General features: G+C 33.6%; 20 protein-coding genes and 8 tRNA genes. 24 read left to right on the plus strand and 4 right to left on the minus strand.

Annotated features, from left to right (window positions below):
* Window positions 1–17: 17 nt before the first annotated feature.
* Together truC and KO527_RS05995 are read left to right on the plus strand one after the other, a co-directional pair.
* Entirely contained in the window at window positions 18–809 is a 792-nt protein-coding gene (truC, locus tag KO527_RS05990; protein WP_252733472.1) for a tRNA pseudouridine(65) synthase TruC, read from the plus strand.
* Window positions 810–823: 14 nt separating this feature from the next.
* The gene (locus tag KO527_RS05995; protein WP_216039447.1) at window positions 824–1,267 is read left to right on the plus strand and encodes a flavodoxin domain-containing protein; all 444 of its coding nucleotides are present in this window, start codon (window positions 824–826) and stop codon (window positions 1,265–1,267) included.
* Here the strand turns inward: KO527_RS05995 and KO527_RS06000 are convergent.
* Window positions 1,264–2,118: an MBL fold metallo-hydrolase gene (locus KO527_RS06000; protein ID WP_216039448.1), complete on the minus strand. Its 855-nt coding sequence runs from the start codon at window positions 2,116–2,118 to the stop codon at window positions 1,264–1,266. The genes KO527_RS05995 and KO527_RS06000 overlap by 4 nt on opposite strands.
* A 40-nt stretch (window positions 2,119–2,158) precedes the next feature.
* Entirely contained in the window at window positions 2,159–2,626 is a 468-nt protein-coding gene (gene rnhA, locus KO527_RS06005) for a ribonuclease HI (RefSeq protein WP_216039449.1), read from the minus strand.
* A 124-nt stretch (window positions 2,627–2,750) separates the two neighbouring features.
* On the opposite strand from rnhA, the gene dnaQ reads away from it, so the two are divergent.
* The 17 genes from dnaQ to KO527_RS06090 all read left to right on the plus strand — a co-directional run bounded on the left by dnaQ (window position 2,751) and on the right by KO527_RS06090 (window position 13,117).
* Window positions 2,751–3,446: a DNA polymerase III subunit epsilon gene (gene dnaQ, locus KO527_RS06010; RefSeq protein ID WP_216039450.1), complete on the plus strand. Its 696-nt coding sequence runs from the start codon at window positions 2,751–2,753 to the stop codon at window positions 3,444–3,446.
* 119 nt (window positions 3,447–3,565) lie between these two features.
* Complete coding sequence (locus tag KO527_RS06015) at window positions 3,566–4,951, plus strand: TIGR03503 family protein (RefSeq protein WP_216039451.1); 1,386 nt, start codon at window positions 3,566–3,568, stop codon at window positions 4,949–4,951.
* A 99-nt stretch (window positions 4,952–5,050) separates the two neighbouring features.
* Window positions 5,051–5,127: transfer RNA gene (locus KO527_RS06020), tRNA-Asp, on the plus strand.
* Window positions 5,128–5,159: 32 nt separating this feature from the next.
* Window positions 5,160–5,236, plus strand: a tRNA-Asp gene (locus KO527_RS06025).
* 46 nt (window positions 5,237–5,282) lie between these two features.
* Window positions 5,283–5,359: transfer RNA gene (locus KO527_RS06030), tRNA-Asp, on the plus strand.
* Window positions 5,360–5,398: 39 nt separating this feature from the next.
* A tRNA-Asp gene (locus KO527_RS06035) sits at window positions 5,399–5,475 on the plus strand.
* 116 nt (window positions 5,476–5,591) lie between these two features.
* Window positions 5,592–5,668, plus strand: a tRNA-Asp gene (locus KO527_RS06040).
* Window positions 5,669–5,707: 39 nt separating this feature from the next.
* Window positions 5,708–5,784 (plus strand) — tRNA-Asp (locus KO527_RS06045).
* Window positions 5,785–5,817: 33 nt separating this feature from the next.
* A tRNA-Asp gene (locus tag KO527_RS06050) sits at window positions 5,818–5,894 on the plus strand.
* Window positions 5,895–5,945: 51 nt separating this feature from the next.
* A tRNA-Asp gene (locus tag KO527_RS06055) sits at window positions 5,946–6,022 on the plus strand.
* 325 nt (window positions 6,023–6,347) lie between these two features.
* On the plus strand, window positions 6,348–6,776 hold the full coding sequence (locus tag KO527_RS06060) for a hypothetical protein (protein WP_216039452.1): 429 nt from the start codon (window positions 6,348–6,350) through the stop codon (window positions 6,774–6,776).
* A 2-nt stretch (window positions 6,777–6,778) separates the two neighbouring features.
* Window positions 6,779–7,000 carry a helix-turn-helix transcriptional regulator gene (locus tag KO527_RS06065; RefSeq protein ID WP_216039453.1) on the plus strand — a complete coding sequence of 74 codons (222 nt, stop codon included), beginning with the start codon at window positions 6,779–6,781 and terminating at the stop codon, window positions 6,998–7,000.
* Between the two features lie 207 nt (window positions 7,001–7,207).
* A complete protein-coding gene (locus tag KO527_RS06070) occupies window positions 7,208–7,891 on the plus strand; it encodes an ABC transporter ATP-binding protein (protein WP_216039454.1) in 684 nt (227 codons plus the stop codon).
* A 4-nt stretch (window positions 7,892–7,895) separates the two neighbouring features.
* Window positions 7,896–10,292: an FtsX-like permease family protein gene (locus tag KO527_RS06075; protein ID WP_216039455.1), complete on the plus strand. Its 2,397-nt coding sequence runs from the start codon at window positions 7,896–7,898 to the stop codon at window positions 10,290–10,292.
* Entirely contained in the window at window positions 10,289–11,359 is a 1,071-nt protein-coding gene (locus KO527_RS06080) for a lipocalin-like domain-containing protein (RefSeq protein ID WP_216039456.1), read from the plus strand. Before KO527_RS06075 ends, KO527_RS06080 begins: the two co-directional genes overlap by 4 nt.
* Before the next feature lie 8 nt (window positions 11,360–11,367).
* Entirely contained in the window at window positions 11,368–11,970 is a 603-nt protein-coding gene (locus tag KO527_RS06085) for a hypothetical protein (protein WP_216039457.1), read from the plus strand.
* Between the two features lie 61 nt (window positions 11,971–12,031).
* Window positions 12,032–13,117, plus strand: coding sequence for a TonB family protein (locus KO527_RS06090; protein WP_216039458.1), 1,086 nt, complete (start codon window positions 12,032–12,034; stop codon window positions 13,115–13,117).
* A gap of 53 nt (window positions 13,118–13,170) precedes the next feature.
* On the opposite strand, the gene KO527_RS06095 is transcribed toward KO527_RS06090, so the two are convergent.
* A complete protein-coding gene (locus tag KO527_RS06095; RefSeq protein WP_216039459.1) occupies window positions 13,171–16,251 on the minus strand; it encodes a DUF2339 domain-containing protein in 3,081 nt (1,026 codons plus the stop codon).
* A 130-nt stretch (window positions 16,252–16,381) separates the two neighbouring features.
* Here KO527_RS06095 and KO527_RS06100 point away from each other — a divergent pair, with 130 nt between their 5' ends.
* Complete coding sequence (locus KO527_RS06100; RefSeq protein WP_216039460.1) at window positions 16,382–17,266, plus strand: hypothetical protein; 885 nt, start codon at window positions 16,382–16,384, stop codon at window positions 17,264–17,266.
* A gap of 21 nt (window positions 17,267–17,287) precedes the next feature.
* On the opposite strand, the gene KO527_RS06105 is transcribed toward KO527_RS06100, so the two are convergent.
* Window positions 17,288–17,797, minus strand: coding sequence for a hypothetical protein (locus KO527_RS06105; protein WP_216039461.1), 510 nt, complete (start codon window positions 17,795–17,797; stop codon window positions 17,288–17,290).
* A 178-nt stretch (window positions 17,798–17,975) separates the two neighbouring features.
* Between KO527_RS06105 and KO527_RS06110 the strand changes: the two genes are divergently transcribed.
* From KO527_RS06110 to KO527_RS06125, 4 genes are all read left to right on the plus strand, one after another.
* The gene (locus KO527_RS06110) at window positions 17,976–18,194 is read left to right on the plus strand and encodes a hypothetical protein (RefSeq protein ID WP_216039462.1); all 219 of its coding nucleotides are present in this window, start codon (window positions 17,976–17,978) and stop codon (window positions 18,192–18,194) included.
* 15 nt (window positions 18,195–18,209) lie between these two features.
* On the plus strand, window positions 18,210–18,872 hold the full coding sequence (locus KO527_RS06115) for a response regulator (protein ID WP_216039463.1): 663 nt from the start codon (window positions 18,210–18,212) through the stop codon (window positions 18,870–18,872).
* Window positions 18,872–21,034 (plus strand): tetratricopeptide repeat protein, encoded by a 2,163-nt coding sequence (locus KO527_RS06120; RefSeq protein WP_216039464.1) that lies wholly within the window; start codon window positions 18,872–18,874, stop codon window positions 21,032–21,034. Before KO527_RS06115 ends, KO527_RS06120 begins: the two co-directional genes overlap by 1 nt.
* Before the next feature lie 75 nt (window positions 21,035–21,109).
* The gene (locus KO527_RS06125) at window positions 21,110–21,754 is read left to right on the plus strand and encodes a sulfotransferase (RefSeq protein ID WP_216039465.1); all 645 of its coding nucleotides are present in this window, start codon (window positions 21,110–21,112) and stop codon (window positions 21,752–21,754) included.
* Window positions 21,755–21,885 lie beyond the last annotated feature (131 nt).

Here is a 21,885-nt window from a genome sequence, read left to right on the forward strand (position 1 = left end):
AAATAAAAGTAGTAAACATGAGTGAAGTGATAAATAAAGAAATGATACAAGAAGAAGTGGAGATACCAAAGTTAACTATCTTGTATCAAGATGAATATTTTGTAGCAATAGATAAACCTGCAGGTTTATTAGTTCACCGATCTTTTTTAGATAAACATGAAACGCAATTTGCAATGCAAATGTTACGCGATCAAATTGGGCAACATGTATATCCTGTTCATAGATTAGACCGTCCTACTTCAGGTGTACTTTTATTTGCCTTAAGTTCTGAGTCAGCACGTAAGATGAATGAAATATTTATCGCGCATCAAGTACAAAAACGCTATTTAGCACTGGTAAGAGGTTTTGCGCCTGAACATAGACTGCTAGATAAGCCATTAAAAGAGCAACTAGATAAAATAGCAGATAAACATGCAAACCAAGATAAACCAGCACAAAGCGCGATTACTGATTTTAAATGCTTAAAACAAGCGAGTTTAGATATTCCTTTTGGCAAATACCCAAGTATTCGTTATTCACTGGTTGAATGTTACCCTAAAACAGGGCGTAAACATCAGATCAGAAGGCATTTAAACCACTTGACGCATCCTATAATCGGGGATGTAAATCATGGCGATAATCGTCATAACCACTTTTTTAGAGAGCACTTTGAACTAAGACGTTTAATGTTATTTGCTACAAATTTAAGTTTTAAACATCCCTATACAGATGTTCAGATAAATATTGAAGCTAGCTTAGGGGAAGAGGTATTATCAATTTTCAAACAATTAAATTGGTCTGACTCAGAGCTGGATTATCGCCAAAAGTAAAAAAGGATAATGATATGTCACAAATTAGTATTTTTGTTGGTTCAGTTTATGGCGGTGCGCAAGAGCTCGCTTTTACTTTAGCTGATTCATTAAAGTCTACAAAGCATCAATCTGAGGTATTTTTACCGGGCACAATAAATGATGTGAAAAATGCTTCCCATATACTGTTTGTGACTTCAACTACAGGAGCGGGAGATATCCCTGCAGAATTAGAAGCTTTATATTTAGAATTAAAGCATCAATTCCCGTTATTAACAGATATCCCTTATGGCATTATTACATTAGGCGATAGTAGTTATGACGATACTTTTTGTGGCGCAGGAAAAAAAATAGATGTCTTGTTGCAAGAGTTGCAAGCTAAAGCATGTATTAAAAACTTAGAAATAGATGCGTGTGAAGACTTTGAGCCAGAAAAACCCGCTCTAGTGTGGTTTGATTCATTTATAAAAGCACTTTAAGCAATTGTTAAAGGGATTTTTATAAAGCTAAGCTTATTATTTTCATCCACAGGTAATATGCCTGCATTAACATTGATTTGAATGGCGCTGAGTAATAATTTGGGGGCGCTTAGGGTATTATCTCTTTGCTCTCTTAATGATACATAGTCGTGCTGGCTGGTATTATGTTTTAAATGTACGTTATATTTTTTTTGCTCTGAGACTGTGGTTTTATATACAAGTTCACGGCCATGAGGCTGGTAGTCGTGGCACATCCACAACTGTAAATCGTCGCCAAGTTCAAATATTCTTTGTATAGAGTGATAAAGCTGACTCGCATTGCCATCAGGGAAGTCACACCTTGCAGTACCGCCATCTGGCATAAATAAAGTATCGCCAACAAACACATTGCCATCAACTAATATACAAATGCTATCGGGAGTATGCCCTGGTGTTGCTAAAATACGAACCGGTATATCACCTAGATTAAAAACTTCATTATCTACAAAAAGGTGATCAAATTGACTGCCATTACACTGTACTTTTAAATCCATTTTTTCATTAAAAGTGTGTTGTACTTGTGTTACAGCATCACTGACCGCAATTTTAGCACCTAGTTTATTTTTAAAAAACTGTGAAGATGTGACATGATCTGCATGAGTATGGGTCTCTATTACCCAGTCGATATCCAGATGATGGGAATCAATATAATCAAGCATCAGGTTGGCTGTAGTATAACTCAAACTGCCTGAATAAATATCAAAATCAAGCACAGGATCAATGATCATGCCTTTTAGTGATCTTGTATCAAATACCACATAAGAAAGGGTTGCGGTATCTTGATGAAAAAAAGCCTCTATATTTATACTCATAATTTTCTACTTTATAGTGAGCCGTAACTCGGTTTAAATGTTAACTTGGTTGGTATCCTAAATCGGCTAATAATGTTTTGCTATTAGCTGCATCTCTTGCTAAATCATCACAACGCTCATTTTGTTCATGGCCAGTATGACCTTTAACCCAATGCCAAGAAACATCATGCTGGCTATTAACTTGATCTAATCTCTGCCATAAATCAACATTTTTTACCGGTGTTTTATTTGACGTTTGCCAATTTCGTTTTTTCCAGCCTTGCATCCAAGACTCTATACCTTGTTTTACATACTGACTATCTGTGGTTAATGATACAACACAAGGTTTTGTCAGAGCTTCAAGTCCGACAATCGCGGCTAATAGCTCCATTCTATTATTGGTAGTTAAGGTATATCCTTGGCTTAATTCTTTAATATGGCCTTTATAAATCAGGATGGCACCATAACCGCCTGGCCCAGGATTGCCTAAGCAAGAGCCATCGGTATAAATTTCTACATTTTTTTGCACACAATACCTATTATTTTTGTTTGATTATATTTAAGTTTAACCATACTGAAATTCGCATATTAAGCGTGTTTGGGTATAGAATACTTATAAGTTGTAAAATAACATAAATGAAGTAATAGGCGATATGGACCACAGACAAATAGTTCTTGATACAGAAACCACAGGAATAGATCCAAAACAAGGTCATAGGATCATTGAAATTGGTTGTGTAGAGCTTATCAATCGACGTATGACGGGGAATAACTTTCACGTTTATATTAATCCTGATCGCCCAATTGAAGATGAAGCTATAGATGTACATGGTATTACTAATGAATTTCTGCGTGATAAACCACGCTATCACCAAGTCGCCCAGGAGTTTTTTGATTATATAAAAGGTTCGGAGTTAGTGATCCATAATGCAGCGTTCGATGTCGGATTTATGGAACATGAATTTGCTATGCTTAATACCCGTTACCCCAAAACGGCAGAGTATTGCAAAATAATTGATACCCTGAAAATGGCACGTGATTTACATCCAGGGCAAAAGAATAACTTGGATGCCTTATGTCGTCGTTACGATATCAATAATTCAAAACGTACCATGCATGGGGCTTTACTGGATTCTGAAATTCTAACCGATGTATATTTAGCCATGACAGGTGGTCAGGTAAATATTAACTATGGTATGGATGGTGCTAAAAAAGGTAAAGAGGGTGAAATCATTCGTTTATCTGCTGATAGAGCACCATTAAATATAATAAGAGCTTCAGCAGAAGAATTAATTGAGCATGAGTCAAGATTAGATGTAGTAGGTGATGCCTGTCTTTGGCGTCAATAAAACTTAGAAAACCGTGTAATAGATTATTAAAGATATGGCGTCATAAAGGTATGAGTATTAAAAATATCATATAGCATTAAAAAACAAATGGTTGTTATGGCGCCTATAAGGAAGTGTGTATGAAAGCGATAATGAGTTTATTAATATGTTTAATTAGCCCATTTGTATTTGCTGTTGAGCCCGAAGAGGCTTTAGAAGTAATTCAAAGAGATGCCGGTGAAAATGAGGTTAAACTCTTTAATAACCGCTTTAGAATAGATCATAAAGTTGATGAGATTACTTTGCTCTTTTTTAGAAAACGCGGTTCTTCACCCGTTATTCTAATTCGCCCTGACGGCAGTAAAATGTATGCGACTCAAGGCGTGACAGGTGAAATTGAATGGTATGATGATTTAACCTACGACATTATTAAAATAAAAAAACCTATGCCAGGGCCATGGCAGGCTGTTGGCGATATTCTTCCCGAAAGTAAAATTCTTGTATTAAGTGAAATAGAACTTCATGTTGATCCCCTACCTGAACTGATGTTTAAAGGCGAGACGATTAAACTAACAGGGAAACTAACAAATGGCGGTGCGCCTATCACTTCAGGGCATTTTAGAGACGTTGTTACCCTTGATGTTGATTTTGTCAGTACTAATAATAGTGAGTATAAAAACTTTGGTGCTAAAACCGTTAGGGTTGCGGAATTTAAAGATGATGGTAAAGGGTTTGATGAGTACCCAGGAGATGCGGTATTTACTGGGGAGTTCAAACTAAACTTTGCAAGTGGCCAATGGCGCCCTGAATTTTATTTAATTACACCTTTAGTCGAAAGACGCTTAGTGCATGAGTCAGTCATGCTTGAGGAAGCACCGTTTACCTATGAACTTGAGCTCGCAAAAGAAGAAAAATCAGAACATGTACTAAAAATAAAGATCGATAATACTCAGGTTGATCCAAACACTGTCTTATTCCAAGGGAAAATCTTTTACCCTAATAATGAAGAGCAGGCTTTTTCAATTGATGCAAATGATACCGCTAACAGAGAAATTAGATTAATGAATTATGATTGGGGGAATTACTCGGTAGAGCTGTCGGCTTTTGGTACAAATATAAATGGTCGAGAGTTTATGACAACACTAGAAAACTATACTTTTAGAATTGAGCCACCAATTGAAGAAGAAGAACAAAAAGCTGAAATAATCCCTCCAACCCAAAGTGATTTGAAACTTGATGAAATAAATAATGAATTAATTGAGCAGCAACAAGCGTCAGAAATAGAAACCAGTAAGTTAATTTCAATAATCATAATAGGAAATGTGGTTATTTTAATACTTGGTGGGTTATTTTTTCGATTAGTGGTGCAAAAGAAGCCTTTATTTAAGTTTAACTTCAAATTTAAAAGTAAAAAAAGCACAGCAGAGGAAGAGTTTAGTTTTGATGATTCAAATGAAAAATCAAAAAATGGTCGCAAATCAAACGATAGCGATGAAATTTTAAACCTTTCTATCTCAGATGACTAAAAAATGCAGAAAATTGAAAATAAGTGTTGACTCTAAAGGGCCTCATTCGTATTATTCACGCCGCTGGCAAGGGAGACCAAGTCGGAAAGCAAATATAGCGGAGTGGTAGTTCAGTTGGTTAGAATACCGGCCTGTCACGCCGGGGGTCGCGGGTTCGAGTCCCGTCCACTCCGCCAACATTTGCACTGTAACAAATTAAGAATAAGCTGGAGTGGTAGTTCAGTTGGTTAGAATACCGGCCTGTCACGCCGGGGGTCGCGGGTTCGAGTCCCGTCCACTCCGCCAACACTTATTGTTACAACGCCGAAAGGCATTTATTTTATTCCTTTGCGGAGTGGTAGTTCAGTTGGTTAGAATACCGGCCTGTCACGCCGGGGGTCGCGGGTTCGAGTCCCGTCCACTCCGCCAATAGGATAGAATAATAAATATAACATCGTAAGATTTTGCGGAGTGGTAGTTCAGTTGGTTAGAATACCGGCCTGTCACGCCGGGGGTCGCGGGTTCGAGTCCCGTCCACTCCGCCATTATCTACAATGTTAAGTTTTACTCTACAGCGTGATGATTAACTTAGTTAATTGGTAGAGTGATAAACTTCGGTTTATCAAATGTCGAAAGACATTAAATTTGTTTATATCTCAGCGGAGTGGTAGTTCAGTTGGTTAGAATACCGGCCTGTCACGCCGGGGGTCGCGGGTTCGAGTCCCGTCCACTCCGCCATTTGATATAACTAAATTTAAAAGTAAAGTAAGATTTTGCGGAGTGGTAGTTCAGTTGGTTAGAATACCGGCCTGTCACGCCGGGGGTCGCGGGTTCGAGTCCCGTCCACTCCGCCATTTACTTACATTACTTGAATATGATACCACTGCGGAGTGGTAGTTCAGTTGGTTAGAATACCGGCCTGTCACGCCGGGGGTCGCGGGTTCGAGTCCCGTCCACTCCGCCATTTGTCTTAAGATGAATAAAACCAATCATATTCAAAAATAAATACCACTGCGGAGTGGTAGTTCAGTTGGTTAGAATACCGGCCTGTCACGCCGGGGGTCGCGGGTTCGAGTCCCGTCCACTCCGCCATTTATTTTAAGTTAAAGTCAAATTCCTCGTTTAAATCTAAAACTCAATTTATCAATATCTTGAAAAATCTATTTATATATTCTTAATCCAAAAATTTAACTATATTAAGCTAAATTCTTCCTTTTATATTATTTCTATCAATTTCAAATGATTAAAAGTTTTATGCTAATCCTAATCAATATATAAATGGTCAAAATATTTGATATTTATTAGCTCTAGGAATATATTTCCATGTAAAGTAAACTTAACATCAAATTAGGTACATTTAACATTTGATAGGTAATGGAATAAATCTTATGAATAGCAGTTTTCAAGAGAAAAACTTATGGTTAGAGCTAACTGCAACTGTGCTTATTTTTTCTTATTACTTGGAACAACTTCTCGGTTTACGCGTTTTCAGCTAGCAGATAGTACAGTGATCATTAGTTTATTATTTAAAGTGGTTATGTTCTCAGTAATACTTATGTCGGTTTCTTTTGCGATACTGACAATTATCAACTACAAAAATGCAAAAAAATCGCTTGATGAACGAGAAGCCTTAATAGAGTTAAGAGGCAGTTATTATAGCAATTGGATTTTAAAGGTTGGCGTTGTAATAGCCGTTGCGCAGTATGCTTTAGAGTCAAATGCATGGGCAATAGGTTTGCATCAAAACATACCTTTTTTGCCACTTCATATTTTAGTTTTAGCGTTTTTATTATCAGAATTTATAAGCTGTGTTAAACAAGTTAGGCTATTTCGTAAAGGAGTTTGATGATGGCAAAGTTATGTATTAGAAATAATATACGCCAGCTTAGGTTTCATCATAATGAAATGACTCAACAGGCATTAGCTGATGTCATAGGTGTCAGTCGTCGAACTGTAATAGCAATTGAATCTGCTAAGTATTCTCCATCTTTAGAAGTCGCCTTTAAAATATCAGCTGTATTTAAAGTGTCTTTAGAAGATATGTTTATACCAATTCCAATAAATATGTGAGCAATTTAAATGGTCTAAATATACAATAGCCGCGTTGCTTTCAATCCCAATAGCCAGCTATTGGTCAATCAAGCGCCTTGCTCTTGAAAATTTATCCTAATTTATATTAGATCACTAACTTAATAGAATTGGTATTATTTATGAACCTTGAAACAGAGCAATATGCATTAGGCTTAAATTAAAGCTGATATAAAAGGAATTAGTACGATGCTAGATATCAAAAATCTTAATCACTCAGTGAATGACGGTACCAATGAAAGAGAGATATTGTCTGATATTAATCTAAAGTTAGCGCAAGGGCAGTCTCTTGCATTAATGGGTGACAGCGGTAGTGGTAAAACGAGCCTTTTAAATTTAATTTGTGCTTTAGAACCAATTCAGCAGGGCGATATTTATTTATCTGATACTAATATTAAAAACCTTTCAGATAAAAAATTAAGTTTGATCCGTAAAAATGAATTAGGCATTATTTTTCAGCAATTTAATTTACTAACAGGCTTAAATGTAAAAGATAATATTGCTTTTAGTGCCAAGTTAGCTAATAAATTTGATCAACAACATATTACAAAATTAACTGAGTCTTTATCTATAGATCACTTACTAGAAAAATACCCTGCAACTTTATCTGGCGGCGAAATCCAAAGAGTGGCAATCGCCCGTGCATTGGCTGCGAAACCAAAACTGTTATTAGCGGACGAACCAACAGGCAATCTCGATATTAAAAATAGTAACATTGTGGTGGATTTATTAGTTAATTTGGCAAAAACCTATAATACTGCGCTATTAGTCGTAACGCATAGCCAACAAGTCGCACAAAAAATGGATGTTATGTACCGCTTGGTCAGTGGTAAACTATTACAGGTACATGCCTTAGAAGCAAAGAAGGCTTAATTTTATGAAGCAACTGGCGCTCATATTTCAGGTTCAATTTGCGGAATATAAGCAAAATGCACTACTCAATATTGGCTTTATTTTTAGCCTAGCAATAGCCACAAGTACTCTGTTAAGTATTTTAATTTTAAATCACGCAAGTAAACAGCAATACCAACAAGCAAATAGCCAACTTCAAAGCCCAGTCGCGCAGTATATTGTGCCAAAGCGTGGTAATACAGTGTCGGCGAAGGACTTTGCCAAGTTAAGACAGCAAGGATTTAATGAACTGCAAGGTGTATTGTCATTTCGAAAAAAGTTGATAAATAATCAAACAATATATTTTAAGGCAATAGATTTATTACCTTTGAGCATCACACAACCTGATATTTATGATCCTACTTCAATATTATTATCCCAAGAATATGTAAATAAACTTAACTTAGATAATTCATCGCAATTACAATTAATAGAGCAGCCTAAATTAACCGTAAAAATAATTGATTCTAAGTTATGGCATAATGTCGCGTTATTAGATATTGCCTATGCTTGGCAGTTATTCCCGGAATATACTGGCTTTAGTTATTTAATCGTGAGTGAAATGACATCTAATAGAGTAAAAAATTTAAGCAATTCCCTGCCAGAACACCTCATTTTACAACAATCTTTTAATATTAAAGAGCGTTCGGGCTTTGCCGATGCGTTGCATTTAAACTTAACCGCTTTAGCATTACTTGGTTTTATAGTGAGTAGCTTTATTGCTTTTCAAGGGGCAAATCAAGCTTGGCATAAGCGATGTGAAATCATGTCACAATTAAGACTATTAGGTATTTCTCGATTTGAAATTAAACTTGCTCTAATATTTGAGGCTGCATTTTTAATAATAATCTCAAGTATTGTAGGTGTGATGCTTGCTTTTATAATGGTAAGTTTTTTACTTCCCATATTAGGTTTTACTTTATCTCAATTATATCAATTGCAATCAAGTGGTCATTTTACATGGGATTGGTTGTATTTACTTTGGTCTGTGATGATATCGACACTGGCAGTTTTTTTAGCTTTAATTAAGCAATTTAAGTTAATCAACAGCAAAAAAATTTCGCTCTTTTCTAAACAAAGTAAGGTTAATTCAACTGACGCTAAATTCTATAAAAAACTATTATTTTTCATCCTATTGGCTAGTATTGTGTTTTTTATTATTCCTGAAGTCAGTTGGCATTCTATTATGCTTAAATATGGGGTTTTATTAATCATTACAACAGCAATATTGCCCGTATTTTTATACTTTATTTTTTTATTTTTAAATAAGTTGATAACAGATTACAAAACAAACTATCTATTACAAGATTTAAAAAATCAGATCTCAATTCGGTTTTTGCCTTTAGCTGCATTTTATATTGCCTTAACAACAAGCATTGCTGCAGCATTAATGGTTGCGAGCTTTGAGTCCGCGTTTACTAAGTATTTAGACCAACATTTAAATGAAGATTTATATATAAGGTTTAAAGTGGGAGAAAAACACACAATACAGCAGTGGTTAAATCAAAATACAAATGTAGATGAATTTATTTTATATATAGATGCTAAAGCACTTGTTGGTAAAGATACTGTTGCAGTTAATACGGTTAATTCAAAACGGCAATTAAGTTCAATTGTATTTAAATCTCAGATCACCCAACCACTAGATAAAGTTCTAGAAAATGGCTGTTTTATAAATGAACAACTTGCACTAAAGCGCAATATTTTATTATCAGATAAAATTAAAATGTCGCAAAATACATCAAAGCGAAGCCCATTCATATGTACGGTAACAGGTATTTATTATGATTATGGTAATCCTAGTTTTGAAATAACTTTAGGCAAAGAACTTGCACAAATACATCTAAATGGGCTTAAAGAAATAGGTTTTGGTGTCTATTTTAAATCATTTGATGACACTATTATTGCTGATTTAGTTGAACAATTAAATATAGATGACAGCCAACTATATCAGCCATCACAAATTAAAAAAATGGCATTAAAAGTGTTTAAACAAACTTTTATTTTAACCCAAGCCATTGCTGTAATTTTATTATCTATCGCCTGTTTTGGCTTGTTTTTGTCTGCAAATAACCTTGAACTGGCAAGAAAGTCGCAACTGTATATTTTAATTAGCCTTGGGTTTAGTAAATCAGCTTTATTTGTTCATATGTTAGTGCAATGGTTATTACTTGCTTGCGGCTGTATTTTATTGAGTTGGCCTATAGCGAGCATATTAGCTAACGTCTTAGTCTCAAAGGTTTTACCTAGCTCTTTTGGTTGGTCAATGCCTTTGTTATTGGAAATGTCATCATTTGTAAATAGCAGCATTATAGGGTTAGTGTGTTTAGTGCCTGCTTTATCCTTAGTGCTTAGAAAAGTAAACTTTAAAGGCCGACTATGAGATTGATAGTGTTAATAGCAGCTTTGTTGATTCTTGCGTGTGGGGAGGATATCTCAGACAAAAATTTAGAGAAAAACACAGAGAAAAAAAAGTATGTTAGCCCATTACATCGCCTAGCAGACAGCACTCAAAATTATCAAATCCCCTCAATTGATAATCAAATTAATTTTCCAGATGCGCATTCACCAAAAAAGGATTATCGACATGAATGGTGGTATATTACAGCAAATTTAGACACTGATAAGGGTGATAACATTGCAGTACAATGGACTTTATTTCGCACTGCAATCAAGGGCAAACATTGGTACTTTGCTCACGCAGCACTTGGTAGTGATAAACAGCATTTATCCGCTTTTAGGAATGCCCGTGAGGAACTCGGCAATCTCACTATCACTAATAACCCCTTTAGTGCTTCTATTGATGATTGGTCATGGCAATCATCAGCTGAGTTATTGCCTGCAAAACTACACTTTGCTGACTTTAAAGATGATAATCAGTGGCAAGTGAAACTGGATTTACAAGGTGCTAACCAATTCTATTTACAGGGTGCTCAAGGTTATAATAGAAAACATTCACAGCTGCCAATCGCAAGTCATTATTACTCTCAGCCATTTATCAAAGCATCAGGGCAGATCTTTCTTGACGGTAAATGGCACAATGTAACAGGAAATGCATGGTTTGATAGAGAGTGGGGCTCTCAAATGTTAGCACCAGAACAACAAGGTTGGGATTGGTTTTCGCTGAGATTAAAACCTGAGTTAGCATTAATGGTTTATCGCATTCGCTCTGATAATAAAGATTTTATTTATGCCAGCTTAATGCATGATAATGGTGATATTGAAACACTCACTCCAGATGAAGTTAAGCTGATTTCAATAATAAGTACAGTTCAGAGTACTTATCCAAATCACTTTAAAATTAAAATAAAAAAACATGAAATTGATATAGATGTGAAAACAATTAACAAAGATCAAATCATGCGGTTTGGCATTGAGTATTTTGAAGGTATGGTGAATTTTACAGGTAGCCACACAGGCATAGGTTTTTTAGAAATGACAGGATATTAGGTTTGCAAATGAAAAAGTTACATAAATATTTAGGTTTTATTATGGTCTTGCCCTTTATTGCTTGGGCAGTTACTGGCGTGTATTTTTTTATTAAACCAGGATATAAAAGTGCCTATGAAAGCCTACCAATTCAAACCTACGCAATTACTGATACTATTGAACTAAAAGTAAATGAAGCTTGGCTTGAATCCAGAGTTATAAAGTCGATTTTAGGCACTCATTTACTGGTGAAAACTGATGATGGTTGGCAACACAGAGATTTAAATACGTTAAATATCATAGAAACTCCCACACAAAAACAAATCGAAATTTTGCTTAATGATGCAATTAAACATAACCCACTCAGATATGGCAATATAGCAAGTATAGATGGATTGAAAGTGATCACAGATACAGATGTAAGGATCAGTTTAAACTGGAATAATATGAGCTTATATCAACAAGGAAAAGATACAGATTTTATAAATCAAATGTATAAAATTCATTATTTACAATGGACTGGTATCAAATCAATTGACAAAGTTTTAGGTATTATTGGCCTTATATTAGTATTGTTATTGGCTTTTTTAGGAGTAAGAATGTCAATAGCTTATAAAAAAGTCTCTATTTAATTAATCGGTACAATCTGATATTGTATCTGAGCTTTTATTCTAAATATCATCAGGGAAGAATATGAAATTAAAAAAACTAAGTTTAGCGATTGCTTTTACTTTGCCGCTATTTATAAATGCCAGTGATTTAAAGGAAGTGAATACACAATTTAAAGAAGCTTATCATCAATATCAAGCTGCGATAAAAACAACAGATAAAAAAAAGCAGCTTGAGTATGCAAAGTTATCTTATGATCTTGGCAAACAAGTGTATGGTGAGCAAAACATTAATACAGCGCGCCTAGGCTTTAACTTAGGGTCAATTTATAATAATACTCACAAGCCAGAGCAAGCAAGAAAAGTACTAGCGCCTTTAATTGAGATATATAAAACACAGTTAGGCAAATATCATATTGAACTTGTTGATTTATATTTTGCTTATGCGAAGTCTCTGCCTTATAAAAAGAATGATATGGCAGAACGCTATTATAAAAAAGCACTGACGGTAATAGATGAGCAATCAGAAAAAGATCCTTTATTAAAAGCATTGATCACTTTAGATGCGGGCATTGAATTATTAGCCATAGGCTCTAGAAAAAGTAAAATGATTTTAGATGCTCAGGAGTACTTAATTGAGCAATTTCCCGCAAATGATAAACGTGTTGTAAAAGCAAATTTTTATGCGGGTAAATATTATTTAGCACGTAAGAGTTATGGTAAGTCAGTAGAAAATTTTGAATCAAATTTAGCTATATTTGAAGCCTTAAAAGGCCCAACACATCCACTTGAGCTCAATACCCATGCCTTTTTAATTAATGCATTGGAAAAATCGGGTAAAAGTGATGAAGCAACTAAGCATTGTATTGCGATTGGTAAAATGAGACCTTGGGATGATGATCAAGAACAAAGACCTTTGTATCGTGCAAATCCAGAATTCCCAAATAGCATGGCAAGAGCTAGGCAAAATGGCTCAGTAAAAATTGAATTTACAATTTCTGATTTTGGATTTGTGACTGATGCAAAAATAATTAACCCTGAAGAATCAAAAGGATTTCATAAAGTAGCGTTAGCAGCTTTAGATAAGTGGCGTTACGCGCCTAAATTTGAAAATGGTGTTGCAGTAGAGGCTAAATCAACTGTTCAACTAGACTTTACAATTGCTCGTTAATTCATAAATGATAGCTGGAAAAGCCCTAACAAATTTTGTTAGGGCTTTTTTGATCAATTTTTAGTTTTTAGTTTCTGAAATTGAAAAGCAGAACCTAATAAAATACAGCCAATAAACATAAATGCGATTACTTTTTGCAGTACAGTAAAGCCACTAATATCCCACAATAAAACTTTTGATGTTGCGATAACAAAATAACCAATACAAATAGGCATCAACCATAAATATTGTGTTTTTAAAGTATGGAACAATAAATTTGTACCATGTATCACCAGTAAAATTGAAATTAATGGGCTTGTGAGCTTAGCCTCATAAAGATAAATAATGCTCAAATAAATAGAAGTTAAACATAAGTGAGACATTAAAAGGCTGATTTTTTGGTTTACACCTAATCTGCGGGTCAATACAAATCGCGGTTTATGAGTATAAGAGATAAAAAATAGACTACACATTAATGGTATATATATAACAGCAATAGAAGAAGCATTATTAAGCTGAGTTATATCGTTATATAGCCATAACCCAAAGGCTAAACATAAGCTTGCAAGCCAAATATACTTATGGGTAGTGCCATAATAAGGCTTCATTCGGATATTAAAATAAGGTAATAAGATCAGAGCATAGCAATAAATAATGGTACTGAATAAGCCATAATAAGCACTATTTGTTATGCCAAATATAAAAATGAAAAGACTTATGCCCCAAAAAATACAAATTGGTGCAACTAAAGACGTCACCTTGTTTTTAAATACATCTAAAGATGACGTTATTTGATGTGTAAAAGACTTTGATATCAATAACAGCGTTAGCAGTAATGCGCAACCAAGCAGTAACGCGCTTAACCCATAGCCTTGCCAATTCTCAAAACGAATTAAATAACAGGCAAATATACTGGTTGATGTAGCTATTAATAAGACTAATTTTGCCATCAGCCACAATATTGGGCGTTGCAATTTACAATAAATAAAAATGGATAATAACGCTGAACCCCATAAAACTAGCGGCATCAATTCAGGTGACTGTCTATAAACCGAAGGTAAAAAGCATACCGGCAGAATAATAAAAAATGTCGTATCTAGATGTTGTGCTATTTTAAACAATGCACTTTTTGTAAATAGTTTTCGGTAGAAATAAGCTACTAGCCAAAAGGCGATGAATGCTTCTACTCGGGCAATTTGTCCTATTAATGTTTGTGTTTTAAAATGAAAATCACCTATATGTAAACCACTTGCAATCACAGGTATCAATAATAATAACCAATGTAGAAAAGCGATCTTTTCTAATTTAGGCCAATTAAACTTATGGCTGATAACAATCAGGCTAAATAAAGGTATCAAGGAAAATAGCCAAAAACCTTTATCATAAAAGCAAGCAATGCTTGTCATAAACAATAAAGACAGCATGCAAATGCTTAATTGATTTAAATAATTTTTTAATATTTTTTCTTTGTAAGTAATCACTCTGATATTACTATTTAATAAAATAGGCATCACAAAACTCAAAGCAACAATACTAACTAAATTTAAATACCCCATATTAAATTCAAACGACACCAATATTGGCAGGGGGGCTATAGCATCAAAAAACCAGATACATATATTTAAAATAGCGCTTAGGGATGAAACGAATAGTAATAAATAAGCCTCTATTCGTACGTTATAAAAATTAAAGCGTAAGCCAAGGTATAACAATATTAGGCCTTCAATCCCCCACACTAAACTAAGCAGGTCATTAGAGATTAATACTAATAAAGCAGTCCCTGTAAAAAAGCCTGAGACCAGTAGCGCAATGATTTTAAAATCTTTGTTTATAAGTGACTTTAAACGTGTGATTTGACAAAACAAAAATACAGCTGCGGCTAAAAAAGCATTAAATAAAAGTAATAAGCCATACTGCTGTGAAGATGAAGATACTTGCTCAAGCGTTACTAACATAAAGGCTAAAGATACACATAATTGAATTAAACAATTTTGCCGATTCGATTTAAATTTAAACCACTGGAAATAAAGATTTACGCACATTTTATAGAAAAACAAATGTACTAAGATAACCGCTGTAATTGCTTGGCTAGTATATGCTTGTAATAATACAAATTCTACTAAGCTGATACTTAAAATAAAGCTGATCTGAGCTAATAATTGCCAACGTATGGAAAAAGCGATTACCGCAGCGCCTATGCAAATAAGTAGTAAAAAACTTAGATATAAAAAAGGGGCACTATTGATGATAGATGTGAGGAAAATAGGCGCTAATGTCCCCCCAATTAAGCTAATAAAAGCGACAATACGTGTTTCATAAATCTTAGATAAAACATAACCGTAAGCACAAATGATAATTAATAAAACGAAGGTATTTAAGTCTGATATAAGTTGATAATAAGGGCCTAAAAAATAACTACATAAATACAATAAAATCACACTTAAGCCAATTAGGCTTGCACAATATTCAGACATATCATTGCGAGATTTATTCAGTTTTATAGCAAAGATTAAAATTGTTAAAGCACTTAAATATCCCATACTCACTTTACCTAAAGGAGGCAGATATTCATTAAATGAATATTGTAGTAAATAACCAAATCCCATTACTAATGTGACGATACCAGCAAGCGTTAAAAAGAAAACGGGTGCTTTTCCTTGTTTTTTATAGTGGGCATATATTTTTGTAAATGAGCTCAGTAAGCTAGTAAAGGGGCCTAAAACTGTAGAGATAAGCGGTTCTAATATTTTATTAATAATACTCTGAGTAAATGTATTTTTATGTACAACAACCGTTTTTAAGCTTGCTGACTTTTCATCATTTATGCTTTTTAAATTATGATTTTTATTTATTATTTTTGCTTGAGGAAACGTACTTTCAAATTTAATTGGTTGTTCTGGGTTTAAATTTTCTTTTGGATTAGCAAAATGGGTCTCTACATGAGCATTTTTGTGTGTATTATCTGCAGAAGTCTCATTTGAACTTTTCTGAGTAATGGTTTGAGGCTTTAAATTATCCCTTTCTAATAACTTGACTCTAGTTTGTAGTTTTCTATTACTATCATATAGATAAATAAGGGTCGCGAATATTATTCCATATATATATTCTTCAGTAGCAATACCTATAAGAAAAATGAGCAATGCAACTATCATCATAATTTAAAATCCTTTTCTTTTTGTTATAGATTATGGAATTTGTTGTGAATTTACAATTTTGTTTTAAATAATCTTCCAATTATACTGCTATGATTAATTATCAGACCAGAGATATAACAATAATAAACCTATGAAAAAAATACTGTTATTAGCTTTAATTGGATATGCCTTCCTATTGAAACCTGTTGGGGCTACACAAAAAAATACGGTTGATACTGTACAAAATAAAGTTGATATTATGATGCAAGATACGGCTTCATGGCTCGATAGTTTTGCCAGTAATAAAAGAGTAAATGATAAGGCATCGGCTAATGGATATTTACAACTTGGTTGGTTACCCAGAACCGCTGATTTAGCTGATATCGAGGCTAAATTTAAAGTGCGTTTAAAGCTGCCTAATTGGAATGATAAAATAGCACTAGTGATAGATAATGATGATGAGGATGATCTAAAGCTAGATTATGAAGCTGATGCCATTGAAAAAGATAAAGAAGATATTAATTTAGCTGTGCAATACATCAAAGATCTCAATGAGAACTTAAAAATCAAAAATAGAATTGGCATATCTCGTTCACAAATATACGCACGCAGTGAATTAAAACGAAAATGGCAATTTGATAGTTACCAAATACAATTAACACCCAGACTTGACTATTTTAGCAGTGATGGTTGGGCACCTTCAGTTAAAGGCGCAATTGCTTATCCGCTTGAAAATAGCGGATTATCATTATCGGCAAGTTGGCAAAAGGTACAATCAGAGCAGTATGCGCGTAAAAAAGTTGGCCTTTATCATATAAAAAGCCTTAAAGATGATCAGTTACTTGTGACAGGGCTACAATACAATAAAAATAGATATTCACAGGAAAGTTACTTAGCCTCGATTCGATTTAGAGATCTTTTTTACAAAAACTGGCTGTACTTTGAATTAGAGCCATTTTTGGAATTTAACCAAGTAAATGATTATAAAACTGAAGTCGGCATCGCATTACGTTTTATCGGGTATTACGGGAAATAATAGTAGGTATTATTTAAATTATTAAGCGCATTTAGCGTAAACACTATTATGTTTATAACCAGTATATAAATGTACTTCTAACTGAGCACGTTGAATATGTTGCCATAATGGGTGGTTCTTATGCGGGCAAAGTGCTTTTTGTATATAGTTTCTTTGATAACCTTTTTCCATTTGTAGTTTTAATGGGATCTGAATATAGCTTTTAATTTTAGAGCCTGCTAATTCAGAGTTGATATACCGCCAAGTTCCATATTTAAATTGACCTCTAAGAAGCCCATCAACAAATTTTAAATGTTTCGAGTTTAAGCTTGGCATGGATGTTTGTATTTCTATGATACTGCTTTGCTTTGGAGCATGATGAGATAAAATTGAAAATAAAGTTAAACAGCATAATAAAACAAATGATATTGCCCCTACTACAAATTTCTTTTCAGGCACTTTAAAATCTTGAAAGATTAAAGCAATTCTATTGTCATCTGGCATAGTGAGTTTGATTTGAGAGGAGTCTGTTTTGTGACTTTCATAATTCATGTTAATTATTCTCAATGATTGAACTTTGAAACTATTAAACATAAAAAATGTGTAAGTATTATGGAGACTGACAGTCATTGCCAAAATACATTGAGTTATTAAAATTTAATGAGAATTCATAATTCATCCATATTTGTACTATTTAATACCATTATTGTGTCTTTGCTATGATATTAATATGAGCAATAGCTTAAAAATTAAAAATAGAAATCAGAAAATATATAACTCATTATTAAATTTAGGTGTCGATCTTAGTTTATCGCAATTGATGACTAAACAAGAGCTTGAGACTATGACAGAGCTGCCTTCGGTATTAACTATGATGTGCCATGACTTATCACTTAAGGTTTCATTTCGTAAACAAATTGAGTTAGCATTAGAGAGTTATACAGCATAATAGAAGTAGTAAGCTATGGACCATATATTAATTGTTGAAGACGAAGTTGAAATTGCCAATCACTTAGCGCGGTTTTTTCAAGCTTCAGGTTTTACAACAACACATTTAAAAGATGGCTTAGATGTTATCTCTGAAGTGACAAAAACCTCTCCAAGTTTAGTCATACTAGACGTGATGTTACCAGGTAAAGACGGTTTTACTTGCTGCAAAGAGATTCGCATTTTCTCTGAAGTACCTATTATCATGCTTACTGCAAAAGTAAATGAAGCTGATCGACTTATAGGTCTAGGAGCTGGGGCTGATGATTATGTATGTAAGCCATTTAGTGCGCCAGAATTGGTGATGCGCGTTAAAGCGATTCTAAAACGCACCAAAGGCCAAGTGAGTTCTCAGATCTTATCTGTTGATAAAGAGAAACAACTTGTTTTGTATAAAAATGTAAAAGTAAACCTAACTGCATTAGAGTTCGGGTTATTTTTATTGTTATATAACTCCCCAGAACGCATATACTCCCGTGAACAAATAATCGATTTAGCTTATCCAGATTTAAGAGATATTACAGATCGTGCCATTGATAGCCATGTTAAAAATATTCGAAAACGTTTCAAGCAATCTGGTGCCGAAGAAAGGGTAATAGAATCTGTATATGGTGCTGGATATAAACTGGTATTACCTTAGTGCGACTCTATTTTATAATTTTATTATTATTTTCTTTTTCTGTTTTAGCTCAAAATGATCTATCTCAGAAAATAGAACGTGCTTTTAAACATCACGACAATAAAATTAAAGTATCGCAATTAAAATCACTTGATAGCACAGTATTCAATCAAACTAATTATATAATTAAAGCGAGATACTTAAGGTTGTTATCTCGCAGTTTAAGAGATATATCTGAATTTAAACAAGCTCACCTTACAATTGATCGTGCAATTAAAATTGTTAATGATAATCAAAATAAATACGAGTTTGGTAAATTAGCGCATACCAAGGGAGTTATTTATTTTAAAGAGTCAAATTATCCAGAAGCGATAAAATGGCTGTCTCAGGCTAGAGCCATATATAAAGAATATGGTAAATTTGATGATGAAGTTAATGCTACAAGACGATTAGCAGGTGCATATAGGAAAAGTGCTCAATATCGTGTTGCATTAAACCTTTTAACCCCATTACTTCCAAGAAAAGAACAGATTTCAGATAAGGCTGAACTTGGACATTTATATGGAGGTATCGCTAATATTTATGTTAGTTTGCAATTGTTACCTGAGGCTTTAGATTTAGAGCTAAAATCATTAAAAACATTTAATGATGCGGGACTTTCACAAGACATACAGGCGGGGAGTTATTATGCCATCGCTGAGCTTTATCGACAGCTTGAAGACTATGATTCAGCAAAAATTTATTTTAGTAAGAGTTTAGAGTTAGATATTAAATCTGGTGATAGAAGCTACATAGGTCATAGCCAAGTTAAAATGGCGCAAGCAACGCTTGGATTAAACCAAATTGAACTGTCTATGGATTATGCAACACAAGCATTAAATACCTTCAGTGAAATAAACAGTGAAAGAGATCAAGCATGGGCTAAGTCAAATATCGCATTAGCTTATGCAAAAAATAAACAATTCAAATTGGCTGAAAAGTATTTTGAGCAATCACATCAGGTTATTAGTAAACGTGAAGGAGATAATCGTTTACTTTCTGCTATTTTATATAAATTAAGCGAAACAAAATTCAACTTACAAAAATATAATGAAGCAAGAAAATTTGCCTTAGAATCTTTAAGCCTACTCAATCAAACTCCGTATTTAAAATATAAAGTTAAAACTTTAGAAGTACTAGTTAAAGTTGAAATTCATTATAAAGATTACAAACAGGCATCTAGCTACCAAGCGTTGCTTTTTAATGCTTTAAAAAAACTTAATACAGAAGTTTATAATAATAGATTAAGTATATTGCAACACTCACTTGATACAGTTCATAAAGACTTAGCTATTAAAGAGTTAGAGCTAGATAAAAATCATAAGCAAATTTTATTAGACCAAAATAAGGTCACTATTTTAATTTATTCAATCATAGTAATGCTGCTATTAGGTTTAATATTAAAGCTATGGAGTAAACGTAAAATAATTAAATTAGAAAAGCGCTTATTAGCCGAGTCAATGGAACGAAAAAAAACATTATTTTCAGATTTATCCCATGAGTTACGAACCCCTTTAACAGTATTAAAGTTACAGCTAGAATCTTTAGAGTTTGATTTAGTAAATGATAAAGAAGCTGAATTTAAAAGTATGCACGTTAAAATTGATGAACTAAATCAACTTGTTAGTGATATAAATGAACTTTCACTTATGGATGATGATTCAATAAATATAATAAAAGAGCCATTTAAATGTAAGTTATTTATTTCTGGTTTTTCAAATGAATTTAAAGCATTAGCGAGTGATTTTGACTATACCGAAGAGATAATACTTAATGATAATGTGATGTTGTTTGCTTGTAGGCAGAAAATCCAACAGGTGTTAGCCAATTTAGCTGCAAACTCGATAAAATTTACTGATGCCCCAGGAAGAATCCATTTTTCATGTAAGCAAAAACATAATAAATTAGTGTTAAGTGTTTCAGATGCCTCACCTGGTGTGCCAAATAAGTCTCAGACGAAAATTTTTGAGCGTCTTTATACAGAAGAAACGTCCCGAAATAAAGATTTAGGTGGCAGTGGTTTAGGCTTAGCTATCTCTAAAAGTATTATCGATATGCATGAGGGTTCTATTAAAGCTAAAAATAGCCGTTTGGGCGGCCTTAAAGTGATAATTTCTTTACCCTTATATAAAAATGAAACTTAAGATTAAAACAAATCTCATGTTAAAAGTATTAATCAGTTAAAAAATTACTTATGATCTTTTTTTTATATTAATGAAATGAATGAAGTGACAGAACAAAAAATATTTATTATTGGTCTGCCTCGTACAGCAACTACAAGTGTGTGTGCGGCAATGCTAGAGTTAGGTTTTAAAACAGCCCATACGGCATATACAAATCAGTCGATGAATGATGCTCAAGTGATAGCGGATACGCCAGTATTTTGTGACTACCAGCTTTTAGATAAAACATACCCAAACGCCAAGTTTATTTATTTACAACGAGATTCTACTGTTTGGTTACCCTCAATTAGACAGTTATTAATACGTATGTATAAAAATTTGCAACGTACAGATGGTGGTTTTAATCCAACACTAAAACGTTGCTATAACGATATATTTTCTCCTCTTACACTTGAAAATGTTGAAAAAGATGATTTTTTACAGTCATGTTACGATCGCCATCAACAGGGTATAAATGAATACTTTAAAGGTCGAGAGCAAGATTTACTTCAAATAGATGTCAGTGATAAAAATAGTTTTGACTCTTTATTAGCTTTCTTAGAAATTGATACGATACAAACGCAATTAACAGGCTTTGAACGAATTAATATTGGTGGCAAAGTGACAGCTTGGAAACAAATAAAAAGCCCATTAAAAATTGAAGCCACTCAAAAAGGAAAAGTGGATAGGGTTAGGCCTTAATACCAATATTTATATTAGCTCACTAACTTTATAGAATTGGTAAAACTTAAAATTCCTTGATATAAGTTAATAATAAACACTATAACTTAATTAAATTTAAACAAACTCTTTTTTAGCATAAAAAACACAGG

It is taken from the genome of Pseudoalteromonas sp. C2R02, assembly GCF_018860845.1.
Lineage (GTDB): Bacteria > Pseudomonadota > Gammaproteobacteria > Enterobacterales > Alteromonadaceae > Pseudoalteromonas.

Bases quoted from the DNA above. Each gene is read 5' to 3' on its own strand.
- truC (WP_252733472.1), top strand. From the start codon at position 18: ATGAGTGAAGTGATAAATAAAGAAATGATACAAGAAGAAGTGGAGATA.
- KO527_RS05995 (WP_216039447.1), top strand. From the start codon at position 824: ATGTCACAAATTAGTATTTTTGTTGGTTCAGTTTATGGCGGTGCGCAA.
- KO527_RS06000 (WP_216039448.1), bottom strand. From the start codon at position 2,118: ATGAGTATAAATATAGAGGCTTTTTTTCATCAAGATACCGCAACCCTT.
- dnaQ (WP_216039450.1), top strand. From the start codon at position 2,751: ATGGACCACAGACAAATAGTTCTTGATACAGAAACCACAGGAATAGAT.
- KO527_RS06015 (WP_216039451.1), top strand. From the start codon at position 3,566: ATGAAAGCGATAATGAGTTTATTAATATGTTTAATTAGCCCATTTGTA.
- KO527_RS06060 (WP_216039452.1), top strand. From the start codon at position 6,348: ATGGTTAGAGCTAACTGCAACTGTGCTTATTTTTTCTTATTACTTGGA.
- KO527_RS06065 (WP_216039453.1), top strand. From the start codon at position 6,779: ATGGCAAAGTTATGTATTAGAAATAATATACGCCAGCTTAGGTTTCAT.
- KO527_RS06070 (WP_216039454.1), top strand. From the start codon at position 7,208: ATGCTAGATATCAAAAATCTTAATCACTCAGTGAATGACGGTACCAAT.
- KO527_RS06075 (WP_216039455.1), top strand. From the start codon at position 7,896: ATGAAGCAACTGGCGCTCATATTTCAGGTTCAATTTGCGGAATATAAG.
- KO527_RS06080 (WP_216039456.1), top strand. From the start codon at position 10,289: ATGAGATTGATAGTGTTAATAGCAGCTTTGTTGATTCTTGCGTGTGGG.
- KO527_RS06085 (WP_216039457.1), top strand. From the start codon at position 11,368: ATGAAAAAGTTACATAAATATTTAGGTTTTATTATGGTCTTGCCCTTT.
- KO527_RS06090 (WP_216039458.1), top strand. From the start codon at position 12,032: ATGAAATTAAAAAAACTAAGTTTAGCGATTGCTTTTACTTTGCCGCTA.
- KO527_RS06095 (WP_216039459.1), bottom strand. From the start codon at position 16,251: ATGATGATAGTTGCATTGCTCATTTTTCTTATAGGTATTGCTACTGAA.
- KO527_RS06100 (WP_216039460.1), top strand. From the start codon at position 16,382: ATGAAAAAAATACTGTTATTAGCTTTAATTGGATATGCCTTCCTATTG.
- KO527_RS06105 (WP_216039461.1), bottom strand. From the start codon at position 17,797: ATGAATTATGAAAGTCACAAAACAGACTCCTCTCAAATCAAACTCACT.
- KO527_RS06110 (WP_216039462.1), top strand. From the start codon at position 17,976: ATGAGCAATAGCTTAAAAATTAAAAATAGAAATCAGAAAATATATAAC.
- KO527_RS06115 (WP_216039463.1), top strand. From the start codon at position 18,210: ATGGACCATATATTAATTGTTGAAGACGAAGTTGAAATTGCCAATCAC.
- KO527_RS06125 (WP_216039465.1), top strand. From the start codon at position 21,110: ATGAATGAAGTGACAGAACAAAAAATATTTATTATTGGTCTGCCTCGT.